21 protein-coding genes are annotated in these 19,755 nt (G+C 42.6%); 10 read left to right on the top strand and 11 right to left on the bottom strand.

Annotation, left to right across the window (positions count from 1 at the left end):
* The first annotated feature begins 64 nt into the window (after positions 1–64).
* The 3 genes from KKZ03_RS20450 (at position 65) to KKZ03_RS20460 (ending at position 1,883) form a co-directional block, all read left to right on the top strand.
* On the top strand, positions 65–1,231 hold the full coding sequence (locus KKZ03_RS20450; protein WP_243221697.1) for an aminotransferase class I/II-fold pyridoxal phosphate-dependent enzyme: 1,167 nt from the start codon (positions 65–67) through the stop codon (positions 1,229–1,231).
* Between the two features lie 2 nt (positions 1,232–1,233).
* Positions 1,234–1,557, top strand: a complete 324-nt coding sequence (locus KKZ03_RS20455; protein ID WP_243218587.1) for a rhodanese-like domain-containing protein — start codon at positions 1,234–1,236, stop codon at positions 1,555–1,557.
* 89 nt (positions 1,558–1,646) lie between these two features.
* Positions 1,647–1,883: a TIGR02647 family protein gene (locus KKZ03_RS20460; protein WP_243218588.1), complete on the top strand. Its 237-nt coding sequence runs from the start codon at positions 1,647–1,649 to the stop codon at positions 1,881–1,883.
* A gap of 68 nt (positions 1,884–1,951) precedes the next feature.
* Here the strand turns inward: KKZ03_RS20460 and rpoH are convergent, their stop codons facing one another.
* The 6 genes from rpoH to KKZ03_RS20490 all read right to left on the bottom strand — a co-directional run bounded on the left by rpoH (position 1,952) and on the right by KKZ03_RS20490 (position 8,003).
* Complete coding sequence (gene rpoH / locus KKZ03_RS20465) at positions 1,952–2,809, bottom strand: RNA polymerase sigma factor RpoH (protein WP_243218589.1); 858 nt, start codon at positions 2,807–2,809, stop codon at positions 1,952–1,954.
* Between the two features lie 79 nt (positions 2,810–2,888).
* On the bottom strand, positions 2,889–3,908 hold the full coding sequence (gene ftsX, locus KKZ03_RS20470; protein ID WP_243218590.1) for a permease-like cell division protein FtsX: 1,020 nt from the start codon (positions 3,906–3,908) through the stop codon (positions 2,889–2,891).
* Positions 3,909–3,911: 3 nt separating this feature from the next.
* Positions 3,912–4,568: a cell division ATP-binding protein FtsE gene (gene ftsE / locus KKZ03_RS20475; RefSeq protein WP_243218591.1), complete on the bottom strand. Its 657-nt coding sequence runs from the start codon at positions 4,566–4,568 to the stop codon at positions 3,912–3,914.
* Between the two features lie 6 nt (positions 4,569–4,574).
* Positions 4,575–6,521 carry a signal recognition particle-docking protein FtsY gene (gene ftsY, locus KKZ03_RS20480; RefSeq protein WP_243218592.1) on the bottom strand — a complete coding sequence of 649 codons (1,947 nt, stop codon included), beginning with the start codon at positions 6,519–6,521 and terminating at the stop codon, positions 4,575–4,577.
* An 11-nt stretch (positions 6,522–6,532) separates the two neighbouring features.
* Positions 6,533–7,270 (bottom strand): hypothetical protein, encoded by a 738-nt coding sequence (locus KKZ03_RS20485; RefSeq protein ID WP_243221698.1) that lies wholly within the window; start codon positions 7,268–7,270, stop codon positions 6,533–6,535.
* A complete protein-coding gene (locus KKZ03_RS20490; protein ID WP_243218593.1) occupies positions 7,263–8,003 on the bottom strand; it encodes an SURF1 family protein in 741 nt (246 codons plus the stop codon). Before KKZ03_RS20490 ends, KKZ03_RS20485 begins: the two co-directional genes overlap by 8 nt.
* Before the next feature lie 82 nt (positions 8,004–8,085).
* Between KKZ03_RS20490 and KKZ03_RS20495 the strand changes: the two genes are divergently transcribed.
* A complete protein-coding gene (locus KKZ03_RS20495; protein WP_243218594.1) occupies positions 8,086–8,343 on the top strand; it encodes a twin transmembrane helix small protein in 258 nt (85 codons plus the stop codon).
* 73 nt (positions 8,344–8,416) lie between these two features.
* Here KKZ03_RS20495 and KKZ03_RS20500 read toward each other — a convergent pair whose 3' ends face one another.
* The 5 genes from KKZ03_RS20500 to KKZ03_RS20520 form a co-directional block, all read right to left on the bottom strand.
* Complete coding sequence (locus KKZ03_RS20500; RefSeq protein WP_243218595.1) at positions 8,417–9,298, bottom strand: cytochrome c oxidase subunit 3; 882 nt, start codon at positions 9,296–9,298, stop codon at positions 8,417–8,419.
* Positions 9,299–9,310: 12 nt separating this feature from the next.
* A complete protein-coding gene (locus tag KKZ03_RS20505) occupies positions 9,311–9,862 on the bottom strand; it encodes a cytochrome c oxidase assembly protein (protein ID WP_243218596.1) in 552 nt (183 codons plus the stop codon).
* Positions 9,863–10,009: 147 nt separating this feature from the next.
* Positions 10,010–11,650, bottom strand: a complete 1,641-nt coding sequence (locus tag KKZ03_RS20510) for a cytochrome c oxidase subunit 1 (RefSeq protein ID WP_243218597.1) — start codon at positions 11,648–11,650, stop codon at positions 10,010–10,012.
* A 55-nt stretch (positions 11,651–11,705) separates the two neighbouring features.
* Positions 11,706–12,833 carry a cytochrome c oxidase subunit II gene (coxB, locus tag KKZ03_RS20515; protein WP_243218598.1) on the bottom strand — a complete coding sequence of 376 codons (1,128 nt, stop codon included), beginning with the start codon at positions 12,831–12,833 and terminating at the stop codon, positions 11,706–11,708.
* Positions 12,834–13,301: 468 nt separating this feature from the next.
* Positions 13,302–15,206 (bottom strand): hypothetical protein, encoded by a 1,905-nt coding sequence (locus KKZ03_RS20520; RefSeq protein ID WP_243218599.1) that lies wholly within the window; start codon positions 15,204–15,206, stop codon positions 13,302–13,304.
* 369 nt (positions 15,207–15,575) lie between these two features.
* Here KKZ03_RS20520 and hslV point away from each other — a divergent pair, with 369 nt between their 5' ends.
* The 6 genes from hslV (at position 15,576) to KKZ03_RS20550 (ending at position 19,751) form a co-directional block, all read left to right on the top strand.
* Positions 15,576–16,127 carry an ATP-dependent protease subunit HslV gene (gene hslV / locus KKZ03_RS20525; protein WP_305852389.1) on the top strand — a complete coding sequence of 184 codons (552 nt, stop codon included), beginning with the start codon at positions 15,576–15,578 and terminating at the stop codon, positions 16,125–16,127.
* Between the two features lie 4 nt (positions 16,128–16,131).
* The gene (hslU, locus tag KKZ03_RS20530; RefSeq protein WP_243218601.1) at positions 16,132–17,457 is read left to right on the top strand and encodes an ATP-dependent protease ATPase subunit HslU; all 1,326 of its coding nucleotides are present in this window, start codon (positions 16,132–16,134) and stop codon (positions 17,455–17,457) included.
* A 63-nt stretch (positions 17,458–17,520) separates the two neighbouring features.
* Positions 17,521–17,955 carry a GNAT family N-acetyltransferase gene (locus KKZ03_RS20535; RefSeq protein ID WP_243218602.1) on the top strand — a complete coding sequence of 145 codons (435 nt, stop codon included), beginning with the start codon at positions 17,521–17,523 and terminating at the stop codon, positions 17,953–17,955.
* A 14-nt stretch (positions 17,956–17,969) separates the two neighbouring features.
* On the top strand, positions 17,970–18,359 hold the full coding sequence (locus KKZ03_RS20540; protein ID WP_243218603.1) for a gamma-butyrobetaine hydroxylase-like domain-containing protein: 390 nt from the start codon (positions 17,970–17,972) through the stop codon (positions 18,357–18,359).
* A gap of 8 nt (positions 18,360–18,367) precedes the next feature.
* Positions 18,368–19,117 (top strand): bifunctional demethylmenaquinone methyltransferase/2-methoxy-6-polyprenyl-1,4-benzoquinol methylase UbiE, encoded by a 750-nt coding sequence (gene ubiE / locus KKZ03_RS20545; RefSeq protein ID WP_243218604.1) that lies wholly within the window; start codon positions 18,368–18,370, stop codon positions 19,115–19,117.
* Position 19,118: 1 nt separating this feature from the next.
* Positions 19,119–19,751, top strand: a complete 633-nt coding sequence (locus tag KKZ03_RS20550) for an SCP2 domain-containing protein (protein WP_243218605.1) — start codon at positions 19,119–19,121, stop codon at positions 19,749–19,751.
* Positions 19,752–19,755: the final 4 nt, after the last annotated feature.

The following is a 19,755-nucleotide window of genomic DNA, read 5'->3' on the forward strand; positions in this document are numbered from 1 at the left end:
CAGAATAATCGCCAGTTAGCAAGGTTTATTGGTATCATTTCTATTTTTTATGGGTTCCGGCATTATGCAGACACGACTGGCTGAACGAAATTCGAAGATTTCTTCGTTTTATGTCATGGAATTACTACGCCATGCCAAGCAACTAGAATCGCAAGGCAAAGACATTATTCACATGGAAATCGGTGAACCGGATTTTCCAACACCACCAACCATTGTCAATGCCGGTATTAAACACATTCAAACCGGCGAGGTTAAATATACACCTGCAGCCGGCTTACCTGAACTACGTAAAAAAATAGCTGCCTTTTATAAACAGCGTTATGGGGTAACTATAAATGAACAACGCATTTTTGTAACCCCTGGGGCTTCTGGTGCGTTTTTATTGGCTTTTGGGGTTAGCCTTAACCCGCAAGAAGAACTGTTAATAGCTGACCCTTGTTATCCGTGTAACAGCAACTTTACCCGCTTGTTTGACGGCAAGACTAAAACCATCGCCGTTGATGCAGGCACCGGTTATCAATTAACTGCACAACTGATCAAAGAATATTGGACTCCCGCGACCAAAGGCGCATTGATTGCCTCTCCCTCCAATCCTACCGGAACACTTATTACGCCTGAAGAATTGCAGCAAGCTATTGCTACGGTTAATGACTTGGGTGGCTGCTTTTATTCGGATGAGATTTATCACGGACTGGTTTACGATACAACAGCCACTTCAGCGCTGGCGTTTAGCGACGATGTATTTGTCATTAACAGTTTCTCCAAATATTTTGGCATGACTGGTTGGCGTATTGGCTGGTTGATTGTGCCGGATGAGTTTATTGAAGCTACGGAGAAACTCGCTCAGAACATTTATATCTCAACATCTACGCCAGCACAATATGCTGCATTAGCTGCTTTTGATGAAAATACTCTGGCAGAACTTGAAAACAGACGCCGGGAATTTGCCGCCAGACGGGATTTTCTTTATGATAACCTGTTACGTTTGGGCTTTGAAATCCCCATTAAGCCTGCCGGTGCTTTTTATATTTACGCCAATGCCAAAAAGTTTACTGATGACAGTTATCAATTCGCACTGGATTTTTTGGAAGCTGAAGGTGTTGCCATAACACCCGGAAAAGATTTTGGCAGTAATGAAGCTAACCACATGCTGCGCTTTTCATATACGACATCATTCGCTAAAATGACTATTGCCATCCAACGCCTGGATCGATTTATTAATAAAGGATAACCATGACTGTAAAACAATTATCGGCAACCGAACTCAAGAATAAAATTGATCAGGAAGAAAAACTATTTTTGCTGGATGTAAGAGAGCCTAATGAATATGAATACGGCCATATTGCCAACAGCGTATTGATCCCGCTTAATCAAATCCCGAACAGGCTAAGTGAGTTGGAAATGCAACAGGAAATTGTCGTCATTTGTCATCATGGCATGCGTAGCCAACAAGCGGCTAACTATCTTGCGCAATCGGGCTTTAAAAACATTAGTAATTTAACTGGCGGAATTGATGCCTGGTCTTGTAATTGTGATAGCTCAATGCGTCGTTATTGATGGTAAGCAGTGCTTCTGAAAAAAAATACTCCTTCGATAAAAATCGCTTTATGATATTATCTGCGATCAATAAATCATGAGGATTTGCCATGCCCTATACCCAAGACATTGTAGACGAAATAAACATTCTGGTTCGCTACAACCTGAGCACTACCCAAGAAGGTATTAAAGTACATAAAACGGCGACACCGGAAACTATTGCTGCCACCAAACGTTTGTACGATAAGGGACTTGTTACACAGGAAGATGGCGGTTATTTGACTGCCCTGGGCCATGAAGCTGCAGAACAGGCACAAACAGTATTAAACTTGCTTAATCCTGCTTAAAAATTCAGGCTAAAAAAAAGGCTTAACGATTAAATCGCCAAGCCTTTTTTAACAACTTAAATTAGCTGTCAAGCTTCCAGTACAACGGTCGCTCTTAGCTTCTTCATGGCATTTTGCTCTAACTGCCTGATTCTCTCTGCCGACACATTGTAGCGCTCGGCAAGCTCATGTAATGTGGCTTTTTTGTCTGCCAGCCAGCGGCTTGACAGAATATCCAGGCTTCGCTCATCCAATCCCGCCATCGCCTCTGCCAATAAATCTTGGCCATGCCCTTCCCAGTCGGCATTTTCAAGCAAAACAGAAGGATCGGTGCCATGCTGCTGAAGATAGTTTGCAGGGTAGGCGTAACCGTCTTCAGAAGATTCGTCAACAGGCACATCAAATGACATATCCTGACTACCCAAACGTTTTTCCATTTCATAAACATCGCTAAGATCAACATTAAGATCTTCCGCAATAGCCATTGCTTCGTTGTTGGATAACCAACCAATATCTTTTTTGGATTTACGTAGATTGAAAAACAATTTTCGCTGGGCTTTAGTTGTAGCAACCTTGACGATGCCCCAATTTTTAATCACATACTCATGAATTTCAGCTTTAATCCAATGTACCGCAAAAGAGACCAGACGCACACCGACATCAGGATCAAAACGCTTAACAGCCTTCATCAAGCCAATATTACCTTCCTGAATAATATCAGGCATTGACAGACCATAACCGCTATATCCTCTGGCAACATGAACAACAAAGCGTAAATTGGTCATAACCAATTCACGTGCCGCCTCTAAATCGCCGTCATCTCTAAATCTTAGCGTCAACTCACGCTCCTGCTCAGAGGTTAATCTGGGCATTTGCCGAACCAGATTTAAATAGGCGTCAAATGTTCCAACTGATAAATTAACAGGTAAAGTCAATGCATTACTCATGGTATCTCCTGGGAAAAAACTCTACCCGAATTCTAGCACTCTCTGAATCAGAGTGCCAATAATTTTTACAGCACATTTTTTACTCCGACTTGGTATGCTGAAGCTGATACATCAGTACTGCCCATGAGCCCAATACTCCCAGTGCCGAAGAAATACCTATCAATGCCAATGTTTGTGTGAAATCCAAAAACAACAAATGGAAGCTATCCCCATAAAGTCCTGACAGCTTTTCAACCGACTGCCTTAATACAAGCATCAGCGTAGTCACAACAAACCATGCCGATACCCCTGAAATAAAACCAATCCAAAAACCTGTGTATAAAAACGGCCTTCGGATAAACCCGTTTGTCGCGCCGACCAATTTCGCAATCACTACCTCATCACGGCGAGTATGCAACTCCAGCCGTATGGTATTGCCAATAATAAACAACACAGCGCCACCCAACATCAGATTCAGCAATGTAGCAAATAGTCGCGCTACCGACATAATAGATTGCAGGCGCTCAATCCACTGCAAATCCATCTGGGCAAAATCGACTTCAGGCGATTGTTCAAAGCTTTTCAGTAAATCCTCAAGCCCTTGCTTATCTTCCAGACTATTCTTTGGTAGCACCTGAATGACAATAGGTAACGGATTTTCTTCCAATGCATTAATAGCAGTACCAAAGCCACTATAAGTCTGAAATTCAGTCAACGCCTGTTTTCTGGAGATTATTTTAACGTCCTGAACATTCTCGTTCTGCCGAATGCTATCTGCCAACTTATTGGCATGCGCATCAGAAACATCATCCCTGAGAAACAAAGAGAGTTGATTGCTGGTTTCCAGATTACCCGTTAATTGCTGAAGATTGACTACCAAAATATAAAAACCGCTCGCCAGTGAAATGGCAATAGCAAGGACCGCTATAGTCATTATCGACGTAAAAGGTGAAGCGACCAGACGACCCAGACTGGAAAACAAGGCATGTGCATGAAGATCCCGATAAGCCTTTATTTTATCGACAAAATTACCCCCTGCCGTCTTGGTTTGCCGAACATCAGTCCTGACCGACCTAACCGGAATATCTTTCCTGATACGATTTTTATGATCTCGTTTCATAAGTTAACTCGACACCAATTGACCATGATCTATCTTTAAGACACGGTAATTTAGTTGTGTAATTAAAGAAATATCATGTGAAGCAATCAACACGGTAACACCGACCTGTTGAAACTGGGCAAACAAAAACATGATTTCTGCCGACAAATCCGGATCCAGATTGCCGGTTGGCTCATCGGCAATAATAATTGGCGGCTTGTTAACTACAGCCCTGGCAATACCTACCCGCTGCTGCTCACCACCTGACAAAGCCAGGGGATATTTTTTTTCTTTGCCCGTCAAACTGACCTTATCCAAAGCCGCCCTTACCCTACGAACGACTTCATGGTGCCCAAATCCGGCTATCACCAACGGTAAGGCCACGTTATCAAAAACCGTTCTATCATGAAGTAGCTTATAATCCTGATAAATAAAGCCCATTTTTCTTCTTATATAAGGCAACTGATTTTCTTTTACCTGACCAAGATCTTGTCCATCCAATAATATCTGCCCTCGACTGCAGCGCTCCATGGTAGCAATTAATCGCAACAAAGTACTTTTCCCGGCTCCTGAATGACCGGTAAGAAAAGCTATTTCGCCACGCTTTAAATGGAAACTGACATTACGCAATACGTCACCGGTATCAGGGTAACGTTTACTGACACTGACAAACTTTATCATGACTTTTTAGTCTTTTGTAAACAAGGCGTCAACAAACAACTCCGCATCAAAATCCTGTAAATCATCAATACCTTCCCCTATACCTATAAAACGAATCGGAATGCCGGTATGTTTGGCTAATGCAAAAATAACACCACCTTTGGCCGTACCATCGAGCTTGGTTAACACCATCCCTGTTAAAGCCACTGTTTCATTAAACAGTTTTGCCTGAGACAAAGCATTTTGTCCGGTTCCGGCATCCAATACCAGTAACACTTCATGAGGCGCTTCCTGATCCAGCTTGCTCATAATTCTTTTTACTTTTTTCAACTCATCCATTAAATGAGCTTTTGTGTGTAACCGACCAGCGGTATCTGCGATCAAAACATCGATACCTTTAGCTTTTGCAGATTGCAGGGCATCATAAATAACCGATGCCGAATCTGCGCCGGTATGCTGGGCTACCACCTGAATATTATTACGCTCACCCCAAACTTGCAACTGTTCAACCGCCGCCGCCCTAAAAGTATCCCCGGCGGCCAACATAACACTATGACCTTGAGCCTGAAGACGTTTGGCTAATTTACCGATAGTCGTCGTTTTACCGGCACCATTAACACCCACCACCAGAATAACAAACGGCGTGTCTTGTGCAGGTATTTGCAGAGGCAGACTGCAGGGCTTTATGATACCCAGCAATTCCTGTTTTAAAGCTGCCGACAAGGCAACTCCATCCTGCAACTGGTGGCGCTCAACACTTTGCGTCAAGTGTCTGATTATATCGGATGTCGCATCAAAGCCAACATCAGCCATCAGCAAACCGGCTTCAATTTCTTCCAGCAAATCATCGTTAATTTCTTTCTGGCCGATAGGCAAGCTGGCCAGCATTCCGCTAAGACCTGAGCGCGTTCGCTTTAACTGTGAGGTAAGACGTAAATATAAAGACTCAGGTGCCGGCTCTACATAAACAGCTTCCTCAAAAACTTCTACAGGTACGGCAACGGCATCAGTTTTAACGAATTTTTGTCGACGTTGTGTTTTTTTAGTAACGGGAATTTGTGTTTCAACCCACCCATATCGACTATAAAAACTGATGGCAATCAAAGGCAGCATCAATAATATTCCAACGGCATGATGCGCCAAAACTGCCCAAACAGGCATACCCAGCTTAAGACCTATAATTGCCAAACCAAGCTGCATAAACAACAAGGCACCCAGCCATAAACCAGCTGCTCTTACCTGTTTTAACGAGTTTGTTAACGTTGCACTGAACATCAGTAAACTTAACAACAAAAAGCACAACAATGCGCCCACTCTATGCAACCAGTTGGCCGCTACCTGTGCATCGAAGGAAATTACGCCGGTATAACCGGTAAACAAACCGTTAAATAAATCCAGTGCATTAAAATAATCGGCTTCAGGCCACCATTGCCCACTGCATTGAGGGAAGCCACTACAGGCCAACGCCGCATGATTGGCACTAACCCAGGCACCCAGAATAATCTCCAATACCAAAATAACCATGGCAAAACGGGTAAAACCCACAAGCCCTCTACGCACCTGCCCTTTTACGTTGACCTGACCGGCTATTAACGGATTAACCCGTAAATACAGCCAAAAAAGCAGCCAAACAGTTAGCATACCCAGTAAGACATTAGTGACTATTACCACAGGCATATCGACTATTGCTTTAGCCCAAAAACCTAAAGCCGCTGATAATCCGGCTAAAACCAGCAATATTAATGAGGATGTTACTGCGGCAAACCTGCAATGATGTTGCTGCCATGAAAACACCCCCAGCAACAAGACCACTAAACCTGCTGTCGCCGTCAAATAAACCGGGATACTTCTTAAAATATCAACAAGGTTTTGATTAAATAACGCAGGATCAGCAGCAGACAGTCGAAACCATGAACCTGAAACAATCATAATTAACGTTAAAAAAACGCCAAATAAAGTTAACTTTCTAAACATTTTATTTACCACTATCCAATTTGTGAGATTCTAAGTAGATGCATGAGATCATCTTTTACTTTATAGGTATTAAAACCCGGTTCATATTGCATCATTAAATTTCCCAAAGGATCTATCAACAACAACATCCCGTCAGGTAGGGTACCTTTTCTGATATCGATAATTTTCCTGGCTAATTCCGCATTGGGTTTTACCCTGATCAGATCTGAATTAAGTGCAAATTCCCGATCTTCACTACCAATTAATTTTTCCGTTAGCGCTGAGTTTATTTTATTTTCTTCACGAAGCAAGCTCAAAAAAAGCGCATTATCTTCCTTGTTTTCTGTACGCCGCAGCCGCCATAAAAGCGTATCTTTTAGCCACCATTCATTTGCAATTTCCGCAGCAGGCTCTTTAAAAAGCATCACCACCCGACGTGTGCGTGGCAATTCCTTATTTAACATCAGTCTTAATTGCTTGGTTTTAAGCAGTGCATCAAGGCAAATTTCATTACAACCGGTATTTGGAATGACATTAACGATTAACCAATGTCCGGCAAGCTCACCCAGACTTTCAGTTGAAAAGGTATCAAAACCGGTAAAATCAGCTCGCTCAGTTGATATTGAAGGCATGATCAATTGCCCGATATTGGTTTTTCCTTTTACCAACTCAGGATTTTCTTTCAGACCCCAGGCTATTAAAAAAGGAATAATGGTCATTCCAAAAATAACCAGAATTAATAATCGATTTTTTTTCTGTTGCTTAGTCATCATTTCTTTTAAAACTGTAGCCAATAAATAGTATTGTGAGCGTAAATGCCAGTGCAAACCATTGAACAGCATAGGCCGTATGTTGCTCTGGCAACATAATTGTTGTTGTTTGCCATTCCCTACCAAAGCCTTCGGGAAGATCCTTATCCAGCTCTATCTGGAACGGGAATAAAGGATATTCCAGTTTCTTTGCCAAAATTTGACTATCGACCACCTGAAGAACGGAAGGCCAACCTTCTGTTGGTATTTCAGCCCCGGCTAATTTTATGCCAACAGCAGGAAACTGATTTATCCGTCCGCTTATCTGTGCTTGCTGACTCTTAAGCTGTATATCAGGCAAAACCGATCTAATCTTATTTAACGGAACCCAGCCCCTGTTAACCAGGACAGCGGTTGCCTCCCCTTCCAGAACAAACGGCGTCAACACAAAATAACCGGCTTTCCCGCCACTAATTTGATTATCGATCAAAAACTGATGCGCCTGATCATAATGCCCGGCTACTTGTACTTTTTTATACCTGAGCACGCCTACATCAATATCAACAGCAGATGATAACTGCATGACTTCAACAGAAGCCCGTCCTTGTTCTTGCTGCTCAAGAAATATCTTTTTCTCTTCTGACCGCCCTAGTTGCCACATCCCCAACGCCATCAATAACGGCAATAAACAACAATAAGCCAGCGTAGTGCCTTTTTTAAAGGTGAGTGAATAGCGTCCAATTTTAAAAATCATGCTTTTTTTCTTTAACCTATTGGCACAGACACATTAATAAACGAGAATAGAAAAAACCTTACCATCACATATAAACACTACCATGATTATCAAAAGCGTCGTCATCATTGCCTTTATTCTGATAATTATCAGTCTCGGCTCAGCCCTGTTTCACTTGGTTAGCCATAAAAACCAAGAGTCATCGGAAAAAACAGTCAAAGCACTGACTTTTCGGATTACTCTTTCAATCCTGTTATTTGCTTTTATTTTTATTGCCCTGATAACCGGGGCTTACAAACCTCAGGGACTGGGTATGCAAATGCACATGAAAAAACCGGTTCAGACTGATGCCATTAAATAAACTGATAACACTCCCGACAAAAAAAAAGCGCTGCCTGTTGTTAGGCAGCGCTTTTTTGGATGCTGACCGTAAGTTACAGTAAGTAAACAAACACGAACAAACCTAACCATACGACATCAACAAAATGCCAATACCAGGCAGCCGCTTCAAAAGCGAAGTGATTTTCTTTGGTAAAATGACCTTTCCAGCTACGAAACAGCACCACACTTAAAATAATGGCACCCACGCAGACATGAAAGCCATGAAAACCTGTCAACATAAAAAATGTAGAGCCGTAAACACCTGAGCCTAAAGTCAAGCCCATTTCACTATAAGCCTCATGATACTCAATCGCCTGTAGGGTAACGAACAAGAAACCCAAAGCAACAGTAATTATCAAGCCCTTGATTAATTGGCTGCGCCCCTCTTCCGGTGTCCTGACAACACCTGGTTTTGGTGGCAATAAGCCATGATGTGCCCACGTGCAACTAACACCGCTGGTCAATAGAATCAAGGTATTCAAAAATGGCAAACCCCAAGCACCCATGGGTTCGAAATCACCGCCAACCTTACCTGGACCATTCGTTGGCCATATCGCCTCAAAAGAAGGCCATAACAGCTCCTTAGTTGCGCCCTCACCCAACCAGGGCACAGATAAATTACGGGTATACCACAAGGTACCGAAGAATACCCCAAAAAATATTATTTCAGAAAAAATAAACCACAACATACCCATACGGTAAGACACGCCTACCTGTTTGCTGTACATGCCGGTCTCACTTTCATGCGCTTGCAAGGCAAACCAACCCACCAACATGGCAACAAAGACCAGTAAACCAGCGACCATCATGCCGGGGCCTATTGAAGAACCATTTAAATAGTTTGCAAATCCAGCCAGCATAATCATCAAACCAATCGTACCAATGATTGGCCAGGTCGCTTTATGAGGAATGTAATAAGCGGTATTTGTAGACATAAACTTCACCTTTTATTTTTTTACTGATTTTTCAGTATTGTCGAAATATGTGTATGACAGTGTAATGGTATTGTATTCTTTAGGTAATTTTGGATTAATGGTAAAGCGCATCGGCAAAGTTTTGGTTTCTTGCGGCTTAAAGATTTGCTCATCAAAACAAAAACACATGATTTTTTCAAAGTAGCTACTGATAACAGCCGGTGAAAAACTCGGAATAGCTCTTGCCAATAAATCTTTGTTGGTTTTATTGGTCGCATAAAAATTGACCGTATTATATTCACCCGGATGGACTTTTATCTGTTTTTTTTCTGCGCGAAATTCCATAGGCGTTGACTCATTGAGCATGGTAATAAACTCTACGGTAATTTCTCTACTCAAATCAACTTCATAAGCAACCTCAGGGACTTTTTTAATATCATCAGGTCTATCCCGCTCTATCCATTTCCATTCACACAACACATCGTAAATGGGTACCAGCGCATAACCAAAACCAAACATGGCCACCGCAATTACCAGCAAGGTTTTCGCTAATTTGGCGTTTTTCTTGCCGACACTCTCACTCATTGAGAAACGGCTTGCATCACCGCAAAAATATAAAGAATAAAGGCAATAGCCACCAAAATGACTGCCGTTAAAATATTTTTATTTTTTATTGTCATATATTAATCGAGACATTGCCAACGTTGAGTCTGGCAATGTCTCTTTTATGCCTTAATGTGAGTCCAAAACGTGTTCAGTCGGCACAATCGCAGGCGGTGTCGTCCAGGTATGATAAGGAACCGGAGATGGCAGGGTCCATTCCAAGCCATGCTTGGCCGCATCTTCCCAAACCTCGTCAGTTACTTTTTCGCCAGTACCGCCTCTGACAGTATCAATAACGATATACAAGAACAGCAATTGACTGGCACCAAAAATAAAACCGCCAATACTTGAAATCATGTTCCAATCAGCAAATTGCACCGCATAATCAGGAATTCTGCGTGGCATACCTGCCAAACCTAAAAAGTGTTGCGGAAAAAACAATATGTTTACTGAAATAGCCGACAACCAAAAATGCAGTTGCCCGATTTTTTCGTTATACATATGGCCGGTCCACTTGGGTAACCAGAAATATCCGGCAGCCATTAACATAAAAATAGAGGCTGGCACCAAGGTGTAATGAAAATGCGCGACAATAAAGTAAGTATCATGGTATTGGAAATCTGACGGCGCAATGGACATCATTAAACCGGTAAAGCCCCCCATGGTAAACAACACTACAAAAGCAATCGAGAACAACATGGGCGTTTCAAAAGTCATTGCTCCATCCCACATCGTCGCTGTCCAGTTAAATACTTTAACACCGGTGGGTATGGCAATAATCATGGTGGCATACATAAAATACAACTCACCCGCCAAAGGCATACCGGCGGTGAACATATGATGCGCCCAAACAATAAAGGCCAGAAAAGCAATCGCACCAGTCGCCCAAACCATTGACGCGTAACCAAATAAAGGTTTACGGGCAAATATAGGGATAATGGTAGAAGCAACACCAAAAGTTGGCAAAATCATGATATACACTTCCGGATGCCCGAAGAACCAGAAAATATGTTCATAAAGTACCGGATCACCACCGCCCGCCGCATTAAAAAAGCTGGTATGGAAAAATTTGTCGGTTAACAGCATGGTTACTGCACCTGCAAATACCGGCATAACAGCAATCAACAAGAAACCGGTAATTAACCAGGTCCAGACAAACAACGGCATATCCATCATTCGCATGGAAGGTGCACGCATATTGGTAATCGTGGCAATAATGTTAATGGCACCCATGATGGAAGAAATACCCAGCAAATGCACCGAGAACACGGCAAATGGTAAGGCTTTACCAACAGTAATCGGTTGCAATACCAACGGTGGATATAAAGTCCAACCACCATTAGGCGCACCACCTTCCATAAACAAGGTGCTGGCCAGCAATAATACACCGGCAACCAACAGCCAAAAGCTCATGTTATTCATGCGCGGCAAAGCCATATCGGCGGCACCAATCATTAACGGAATTTGCCAATTGGCCAACCCTACAAAGGCCGGCATAACAGCACCAAACACCATAACCAGAGCATGCATGGTGGTCATTGAGTTAAAAAAAGCCGGATCAACAAACTGCAAGCCTGGTTCAAACAATTCAGCCCGAATAACCATTGCCATGGCACCGCCAACAAAAAACATTGCCAGCGCAAACACCAGATACATAGTACCGATGTCTTTATGGTTAGTGGTAACAATCCATCTTAAAATGCCTTTGGCAGGACCGTGATCGTGATGATCATCGGCATGATGATCGTGTTCATCTACGACAGCAGACATACTTTATACCTCGAAAATAGTTAAAAAAGAGTCAGTAAATAAGTGCGTCAACCGCTTATTCATCATCATCGTCATCAGGAAGCGCCGTTTGCTTTGGCTGTAATGTATCACCGACGCTATTACCCAAATTGTTACGGACATAAGTCATCACCTCTGCAAATTCCTTGCCATTCAACTTGGAAAAGGACGGCATTTTGGCGGTACCTGCACGCAAGAAGCCATCTAAAGACTCCCATTTTCCTGTCGCTATGACACTGCCTGTTAAAGCAGGAATTAAACCGGGAACACCAGCACCGTTAATCTGATGACAGCCGACACAATTTTTTAAATATACCGATTGACCATGAGCCATTAACTGCTCACGACTTTGGTCACTCAAATCCGGTTTTTGTTTTTGTTGATCCAGGGTTTTCTTTACCCAGGCATCATAGTCAGGTTGCTCCATGGCAATTACTACGATAGGCATAAAGCCATGATCTCTTCCGCACAACTCAGTACATTGACCGCGATAAGTTCCGGCCTTATCGACAGATGCCCATGCTTCGTTAATAAAGCCCGGATTGGCATCTTTTTTCCAGCCTAAAGCAGGTACCCACCAGGAATGGATAACATCACCTGATGTCAACACGAAACGTACTTTCTTGTTGACCGGAATCACTAAAGGTTTATCAACATTTAACAAATAATGGGGTACGGAACGAGGATCAGCACCAACCGTTCGATGCGTTATTTCACTCGCTTCATCCAAATGACTTTCAAAATGAATATCATTATCCAGATATTTGTAATCCCAATACCATTGTCGGCCGGTTACTTGAATCGTCATATCCGACTTTGCAACATTATCCAATTCCAACATGGTTTTTGTTGCAGGTATGGCCATACCAATCAAAATCAGGGTTGGAACAATTGTCCAGATGATTTCAACAGTGGTATTTTCATGAAATTGTGCCGCTTTATGTCCTTTCGATTTACGGTGATGGTAAATCGAGTAGAACATGGTACCAAATACACCGATACCTACGATTACACAGATCCATAGAATCAGCATATGCAGGTCATAAATGTCATTACTGACCTTTGTAACCCCTTTCGTTAAATTGAGCGTATAGTCCGCCTGCGCTGCTCCTAGCCCTAAAGCCATTAAGATCAGACCTGCGAATAGTTGCTTTGCTTTGTTCACGGAGCAGCCTCTTCGATAGTAGTTATAAACTCTTGTAAGTGTTATATCGTTTCGCAACTTCAAGTCAACAAATCAGTTTGACTCGATCCATTTGCGTAATAATTATTACAAAAAACCCTAGAAAGTCTAACCTATGAAGTCTATCTATACCAGCGGTCCTTTTTATGCCTTTAAATTGATACAAAAAAAAAGCTTATGAAACAATACAGTATTAAGATTTTTTGTTAGCACAAAATTATTGTCATCTACTAAAACCATCCGTCTAAAAGATACTCAAACCCTCAATAAGCAGTTAACTTTCTTTTTTAACCATGCTCAATCTTATCCAAATAAAATGCTGTCTTCATTATTTGCCAAACCGATACATATCCTCAATATCCACACAATTAAATCCCTCCTTTTTTATAAACTCTGTGTCACGTGTACACCAACTTTGTAAAAAAGCAAGACATGCCCGTAAAGTCAATGTCAGTGCAACTTGCTTAAAAAAGACGGATCAATTCGACAGCCACCAATTTCAGGATGATCCAGCACCTCTTGCTCAAAATCCCTATAGGTTGGCGATTGAAAAGCAATGCGGGTTATTTTTCCGGCAGAGAATTCAAACTCCATCGCGCCACCTTTAGCGCGCGGACTCCCGTCTTTGGTCGTAAATAACAGCACGCCAATATTGGCAGTCGACTTACCCAACTGATCAGAAAGAATGCGGGCACAACTCAACTCGTTAATAGCCAACCCGGAAAAAGCCTGTGTCAGCTGACGTGCGCTAACAATAACACCTTCACCCGGAATAACGATCGGTGCAGGTATAACCGGTGCGGGTATTGGTGAAGTGGCTGCCGGAGGAACTGCTGTGGTTGCTTCTGATGGAGAAAGCACGGAATCTATCGATGGCGGAGCCAATAATTTTTCCAAACCAAAATCACCCAAATGATTTTGCAACAGCACAGTACCACCACCACTCTTGTCAGTCGCTAATAACGGAAATATCTGCTGTTCCATTTCAGTCTTGTTGGGATTTTTTAGTACTGCAATAAGCTGTCTTTCAATCGATTTAAGGGGTAAAAAAAACTGTTCTTTTTTCTGGCTAAGCTCCTCAATCTGTTTCCAGTCGGTGGGTAAATTAACCGGTAAGCCCATAGCTTTCATCACCGTATAATCATCGACAGTCAGGCACGAGCCAAAATCTTTGCTACGATAGCTTTCCATAACCTTAAGGGAAGTTTGGTCACTCACTATCTTTTTCAGCGAAATATTATAATTTTTCCAATCACCATTATTGGTTAAATAATAATAAATAAATGCATTGCGATCAAACTTGTTAAAGCCTAAGTCTTTCATTACCAGTTTTATTTTACGACAGTTATCCTCCATTTCCTGGTAGCTATTCCAATTTGGTTTTAAATTGGGTTTTGCCGGATGTTTGGATTGCTCAATCAGTTGCAACAACTTAATTTCACCCGTGCCCGATTTAATTGGCGAATAACCGATTTCTTCCAGTGACAGATCCCGCGCATCAGGAACACCATCTGCCGCAGTTTTTAACAGTAAGGAAGGAATAATTTCCGGATAAATCTTCAACTCGCCTAAAGGCTCTGCATCCGAACCGAAAAGATTAACACCCCCTTCTGCTACGGCATATACCTTAAATATATTTTCGTTAAGAGCGCCTGTTTTTCCCGAAAAATCAACAATGCGTGGCAATGAATGTGATTCCGAACTGTGCTTAACAGAAGCGGGAACCGTCGTCGCTAACGGTGGATTAATTTTTGCCCATTGGCCGGCAAATTGCCCGACAACCGCAACGCCCATACCCACGCCTGTCAATGCAAGTAAACTGCTGGCATTTGTCACATCGCTCACTAAACCCGAGACATTAACATCACTATTGGCACTGGAGTAAAAGCTATAATCAATCAGCGTTTCTTTGCCTAAATCAAGGCGCATCCAGGGCGTCAGCGTTATTTTTTTGGCATCAAACTTAAAATTACACTTTCCTGATGTCGCCTCATATAAAAAAGCAGCGGCTTCATTATTAAATTTAAGACCCTCATTACGTACCGTAAAAATAAGCGTGGAAGACAAGTCACCCTTCTCATATGAGGGTGTTATATTATTACAGCCTTTTTTTAAGACATTGTCGCCTTTAAAATCAAACTCCGAAATCAGCCGCACATAATAATCATCGCCATCAATCACCTGAAAGCCGGGCAAAGGTTGGAATTGATGTGCCCGGGTTGTTTGTACAGACTGGGGATCTGTCACCTGAGCCGATGGATAATCAATGGCAATTTGTCGGGTAGGCGCACACCCCATCAACATTACACTGGCAACCAAACTGAATTTCAAAGATGAAATATAACGAATCGACATACTTTAAACCTTATGCCGTTTCTTATACGGCGAATCAAACCAAAAAAACAAAAATGATAGGGCTTACCCTGCGCTTTTGTCATGCTTTATTTTTTTTGGGCATTTTTTTGACAGATAACCACCCTGTAAATACAGCCACAATAAATTCTCCAATATAGCCATAAGTGACCAGACCGGCTATCTTCTTTACTGTGATAACCTGTAACAAGCCCCATAAGAAAGGACATGCCTACTATCTGTTTAAACAATCAGCCAACACAACAGCAGTAAGACACCTTCGATGCCAAACAAACTATTCCTATATTTTTCTCACATTTTAAATGCATACCATGTAAAATTAAAAACATGTATTTTGCAATATAAAAGGATATTGACGTGTTTAGAGGAACAACCATACTTTCTGTTCGCAGGAACGGCAAAGTTGTCATTGGCGGAGATGGTCAGGTCACTTTGGGTAATACCGTCATGAAAGGCAACGCACGAAAAGTTCGGCGCTTGTATCATGATAAAGTTATTGCCGGTTTTGCCGGAGCAACGGCGGATGCCTTCACGCTATTTGAACACTTTGAAGGCAAACTAGAAAAACATCGCGGCAACCTGACGCGCGCCGCGGTTGAAATGGCCAAAGATTGGCGCACCGATCGGGCACTTCGCAAACTGGAAGCTTTGCTAACCATTGCCGACGCCAAAACATCATTAATTATCTCCGGTACCGGCGATGTTATCGAACCCGAATTTGATTTGATGGCGATAGGTTCGGGCGGTGCTTTTGCTCAGGCCGCTGCACGCGCATTACTGGAAAATACCAATTTAAGTGCACGCGAAATTGTCGAAAGGTCCTTAAATATAGCGGCAGATATATGTATTTATACCAACCACAATCTACGCATAGAAGAACTAGACGCAGAACCCAACGAGTAGACGCATGACACAGATGACACCCAAAGAAATTGTAAGTGAACTGGACAAACACATTGTCGGCCAGGCCAGCGCCAAACGTTCTGTCGCTATTGCGTTAAGAAACCGCTGGCGGCGTCAACAGGTTGATCCTGCCTTACGCGATGAAATTACGCCTAAAAACATTTTAATGATTGGACCAACCGGTGTTGGTAAAACAGAAATTGCCCGCCGTCTGGCACGCCTGGCAAATGCTCCTTTTATTAAAATAGAAGCAACCAAGTTTACCGAAGTTGGTTACGTCGGCAGAGATGTTGAATCCATTATCCGCGACCTCGTTGATACTGCCGTCAGCATGACCCGCATGGCAGAAATGGATAAGGTTAAAACTAAAGCCTTCGATGCTGCTGAAGATAAAATTCTGGATCTTCTTCTGCCCAGAGCCGATGCCGGCATGCTGTCTGATTCAGAAGAATCTACCCGCCAAAAAATGCGCAAGAAATTGCGTGAAGGTGATCTTGACAGCAAAGAAATAGAAATTGATGTCACTGTCGCGCCAATGGGCGTAGAAATTATGGCACCTCCCGGCATGGAAGAGATGACCAGCCAATTACAAGGCATGTTCCAAAACATGGGTTCCGGCAAAACCAGATCCCGTAAAATGCCCATTAAAAAAGCCTTGCAGTCTTTACAGGAAGAAGAAGCCGCCAAACTGGTTAATGAAGATGACATCAGACTGCGTGCAGTAGAAGCAGTAGAGCAAAACGGCATAGTTTTTCTGGATGAAATAGACAAAATCTGCAAACGCTCGGAATTGGGCGGTGGCGGTGGTGAAGTTTCGCGTGAAGGTGTCCAGCGTGATTTATTACCTTTGGTTGAAGGTAGTACTGTCACCACAAAATATGGCGCCATTAAAACGGATCATATTTTATTTATCGCTTCAGGCGCGTTTCATATAGCCAAACCCTCGGATTTAATTCCCGAACTGCAAGGTCGCTTTCCTATCCGTGTTGAGCTAAGTGCTTTGTCTGCCGAAGATTTTGTACGCATTCTTACCGAGCCTAATGCCTCTTTAACCGAACAGTATGGCGCTTTGCTGGCTACCGAAGGCGTATCTTTAACATTTGCTGCCGATGGCATTCAGCGCATTGCTGAATTGGGCTGGCAAGTCAATGAAGCGACTGAAAATATTGGTGCAAGGCGGCTGCACACCATGCTTGAGCGGCTACTGGAAGAAATCTCTTACAATGCCCCTGATTTGATAGAAAAGACCATTGTTATTGACGCGGCTTATGTTGATCAACATTTAACCGAGTTTGCCGAAGACGAAGATTTGAGTCGTTATATTTTGTAGAAAATATCGGTGTACGTTATCTTTAAGCTGACCTACTAATTAAAGACAAGGTATTTAGCCATAGTGAATTCGATTAAGATTACATTGATTGCCAGTGATCAAATATTTTCGATCATTCCATTACTGCAAACCCTTAATCGTACGATTGCTGAGTCCGTGTTACAAAACCGGCTCAGTGAAATGGTAGAACAAGGTTATCAATGTGTGGGCATCTATTCTGATAAAAAGTTAATTGGCATCTGCGGATTATGGATACTGACCAAATATTACGTCGGCAAACATATAGAACCTGACAACGTGGTAATATTGGAAGAATATCGCGGCAATGGCTTGGGTAAACAACTAATGGCCTGGATATATAACTATGCAAAAGCTCAAGATTGCATAGCAAGTGAGCTAAATTGCTATTTAACCAATGAAAAAGGGCAGCAATTTTGGGAAAAAGAAGGTTATAAAAAAATTGGCTACCATTATCAAAAAGCCATTAAATTCACTTAACTACAAATTGAAAAATGCGCTTAACTGTAAAATCCAGCAATACCTGGCCTACTGAAATAAAACTGCATCAGGTTTCCAATATTCTTGAAGTCAGCTTTGATGACGGCAATGTGTATCAACTGCCGTGTGAATATCTGCGTGTTTACACACCTTCTGCAGAAGCTATAGGGCATGCACCAGGACAGGAAGTTCTTCAGGTCGGTAAAGAAGATGTCACGATTAAAGAGATTAAACCTATTGGCAATTATGCTATTTCTCCACTATTTAGCGATGGCCACAACAGCGGCATTTACACCTGGGATTTACTGCATAAATTAGGCGCTGAATATCCAGCATTATGGGCCAATTATCTCAATAAGCTGAAAGCTGCCGGGCATAAGCATAAAACCACACTTAAAAACTAAACACGACAATGACAAACGATAACACTACCCATTTCGGCTTTAAACAAGTTGCCACCGACCAAAAAGTCAATCTCGTACGCGGCGTATTTGATTCGGTTGCAGGACAATACGACATCATGAATGACTTGATGTCGCTGGGTATTCACCGTATCTGGAAGCGTGTTGCCGTACAATTAAGCAATGTCCGCAAAGGCGAGCAAGTACTCGATCTGGCAGGCGGAACGGGTGATTTGACCGTACTGTTCGAGCAACGCGTGGGCAAGGACGGTCAGGTTATTTTAGCTGATATTAATTCCGAAATGCTGCGTACCGGTCGCGATCGATTGATAGACAAAGGGCTGAGCGGCAACGTCCGCTATGCACAAGTTAATGCCGAATGCCTGCCCTTTGAAGATAATACTTTTGATTGTGTTTGTATCGCTTTTGGTCTGCGTAACGTCACCGACAAAGATGCCGCATTGCGCTCCATGTACCGGGTATTAAAACCGGGGGGCCGCGTAATCGTACTGGAATTCTCACATCCTACCGACAAAATCACTGAAAAAGTTTACGATTTTTATTCTTTTAAACTACTACCTAAAATTGGCAAATTTGTTGCCAAGGACGAAGACAGTTATCGCTATCTGGCTGAATCCATTCGCATGCATCCCAAACAGGATGAGCTGAAAAGAATGATGGAAAATGCCGGTCTGGAACGTTGTGAATATTTCAATATGTCGCAAGGTATTGTTGCCGTTCATAGAGGTTATAAAATCTAGCATGACCATCAAACCGTTGTTGATGAGTGTACTTGAAACCGCACTTAACCAGTTTCTTGCGTTGGATCAGAACAGGGCTGTTTTTTTAACGCCCCTGGACGGTAAAATCATTGCGCTGACCATTCAACCGTTTAATGAAACTATTTACCTCTGTCCCAACACTGACTCCATTCAGCTAATTGATTACAGCCCCAATCAGCCCGATACTCAACTGACGGGGTCTGTTTTTGCCTTTGGTTTAATGGGGCTTAGTTCAAAACCGATGCGTTCAATTTTCTCCGGTGAAGTAAAAATTGAAGGCGACATGCAGACCGGTCGAAAATTTCAGGAACTGTTTGCCAAACTGGATATTAATCTGGAACAACAACTGGCCCGTTACACCGGTGACAGCATAGCGCACAACATCAGTCAATTTTTTCGGGCCGGTCAAAACTGGAGCCAAGACTCAATTGAAACCTGCCGACTTAACGTCTCGGAATTTCTTCAGGAAGAAACCCGCGATTTACCGGCAAGGCCTGAAGTCGATATTTTTTATGCGCAAACTGATGAATTACGCACCGATTTTGATCGCTTGCAAAGCCGGATTGAACGACTTGAAAATGCTTTAGCTACAAAACACAAAGCACAAGACTAAAAAG

Source organism: Methylobacter sp. S3L5C, from assembly GCF_022788635.1.
Lineage (GTDB): Bacteria > Pseudomonadota > Gammaproteobacteria > Methylococcales > Methylomonadaceae > Methylobacter_C.

Bases quoted from the DNA above. Each gene is read 5' to 3' on its own strand.
- KKZ03_RS20450 (WP_243221697.1), top strand. From the start codon at position 65: ATGCAGACACGACTGGCTGAACGAAATTCGAAGATTTCTTCGTTTTAT.
- KKZ03_RS20455 (WP_243218587.1), top strand. From the start codon at position 1,234: ATGACTGTAAAACAATTATCGGCAACCGAACTCAAGAATAAAATTGAT.
- KKZ03_RS20460 (WP_243218588.1), top strand. From the start codon at position 1,647: ATGCCCTATACCCAAGACATTGTAGACGAAATAAACATTCTGGTTCGC.
- rpoH (WP_243218589.1), bottom strand. From the start codon at position 2,809: ATGAGTAATGCATTGACTTTACCTGTTAATTTATCAGTTGGAACATTT.
- ftsX (WP_243218590.1), bottom strand. From the start codon at position 3,908: ATGAAACGAGATCATAAAAATCGTATCAGGAAAGATATTCCGGTTAGG.
- ftsE (WP_243218591.1), bottom strand. From the start codon at position 4,568: ATGATAAAGTTTGTCAGTGTCAGTAAACGTTACCCTGATACCGGTGAC.
- ftsY (WP_243218592.1), bottom strand. From the start codon at position 6,521: ATGTTTAGAAAGTTAACTTTATTTGGCGTTTTTTTAACGTTAATTATG.
- KKZ03_RS20485 (WP_243221698.1), bottom strand. From the start codon at position 7,270: ATGACTAAGCAACAGAAAAAAAATCGATTATTAATTCTGGTTATTTTT.
- KKZ03_RS20490 (WP_243218593.1), bottom strand. From the start codon at position 8,003: ATGATTTTTAAAATTGGACGCTATTCACTCACCTTTAAAAAAGGCACT.
- KKZ03_RS20495 (WP_243218594.1), top strand. From the start codon at position 8,086: ATGATTATCAAAAGCGTCGTCATCATTGCCTTTATTCTGATAATTATC.
- KKZ03_RS20500 (WP_243218595.1), bottom strand. From the start codon at position 9,298: ATGTCTACAAATACCGCTTATTACATTCCTCATAAAGCGACCTGGCCA.
- KKZ03_RS20505 (WP_243218596.1), bottom strand. From the start codon at position 9,862: ATGAGTGAGAGTGTCGGCAAGAAAAACGCCAAATTAGCGAAAACCTTG.
- KKZ03_RS20510 (WP_243218597.1), bottom strand. From the start codon at position 11,650: ATGTCTGCTGTCGTAGATGAACACGATCATCATGCCGATGATCATCAC.
- KKZ03_RS20520 (WP_243218599.1), bottom strand. From the start codon at position 15,206: ATGTCGATTCGTTATATTTCATCTTTGAAATTCAGTTTGGTTGCCAGT.
- hslU (WP_243218601.1), top strand. From the start codon at position 16,132: ATGACACAGATGACACCCAAAGAAATTGTAAGTGAACTGGACAAACAC.
- KKZ03_RS20540 (WP_243218603.1), top strand. From the start codon at position 17,970: ATGCGCTTAACTGTAAAATCCAGCAATACCTGGCCTACTGAAATAAAA.
- ubiE (WP_243218604.1), top strand. From the start codon at position 18,368: ATGACAAACGATAACACTACCCATTTCGGCTTTAAACAAGTTGCCACC.
- KKZ03_RS20550 (WP_243218605.1), top strand. From the start codon at position 19,119: ATGACCATCAAACCGTTGTTGATGAGTGTACTTGAAACCGCACTTAAC.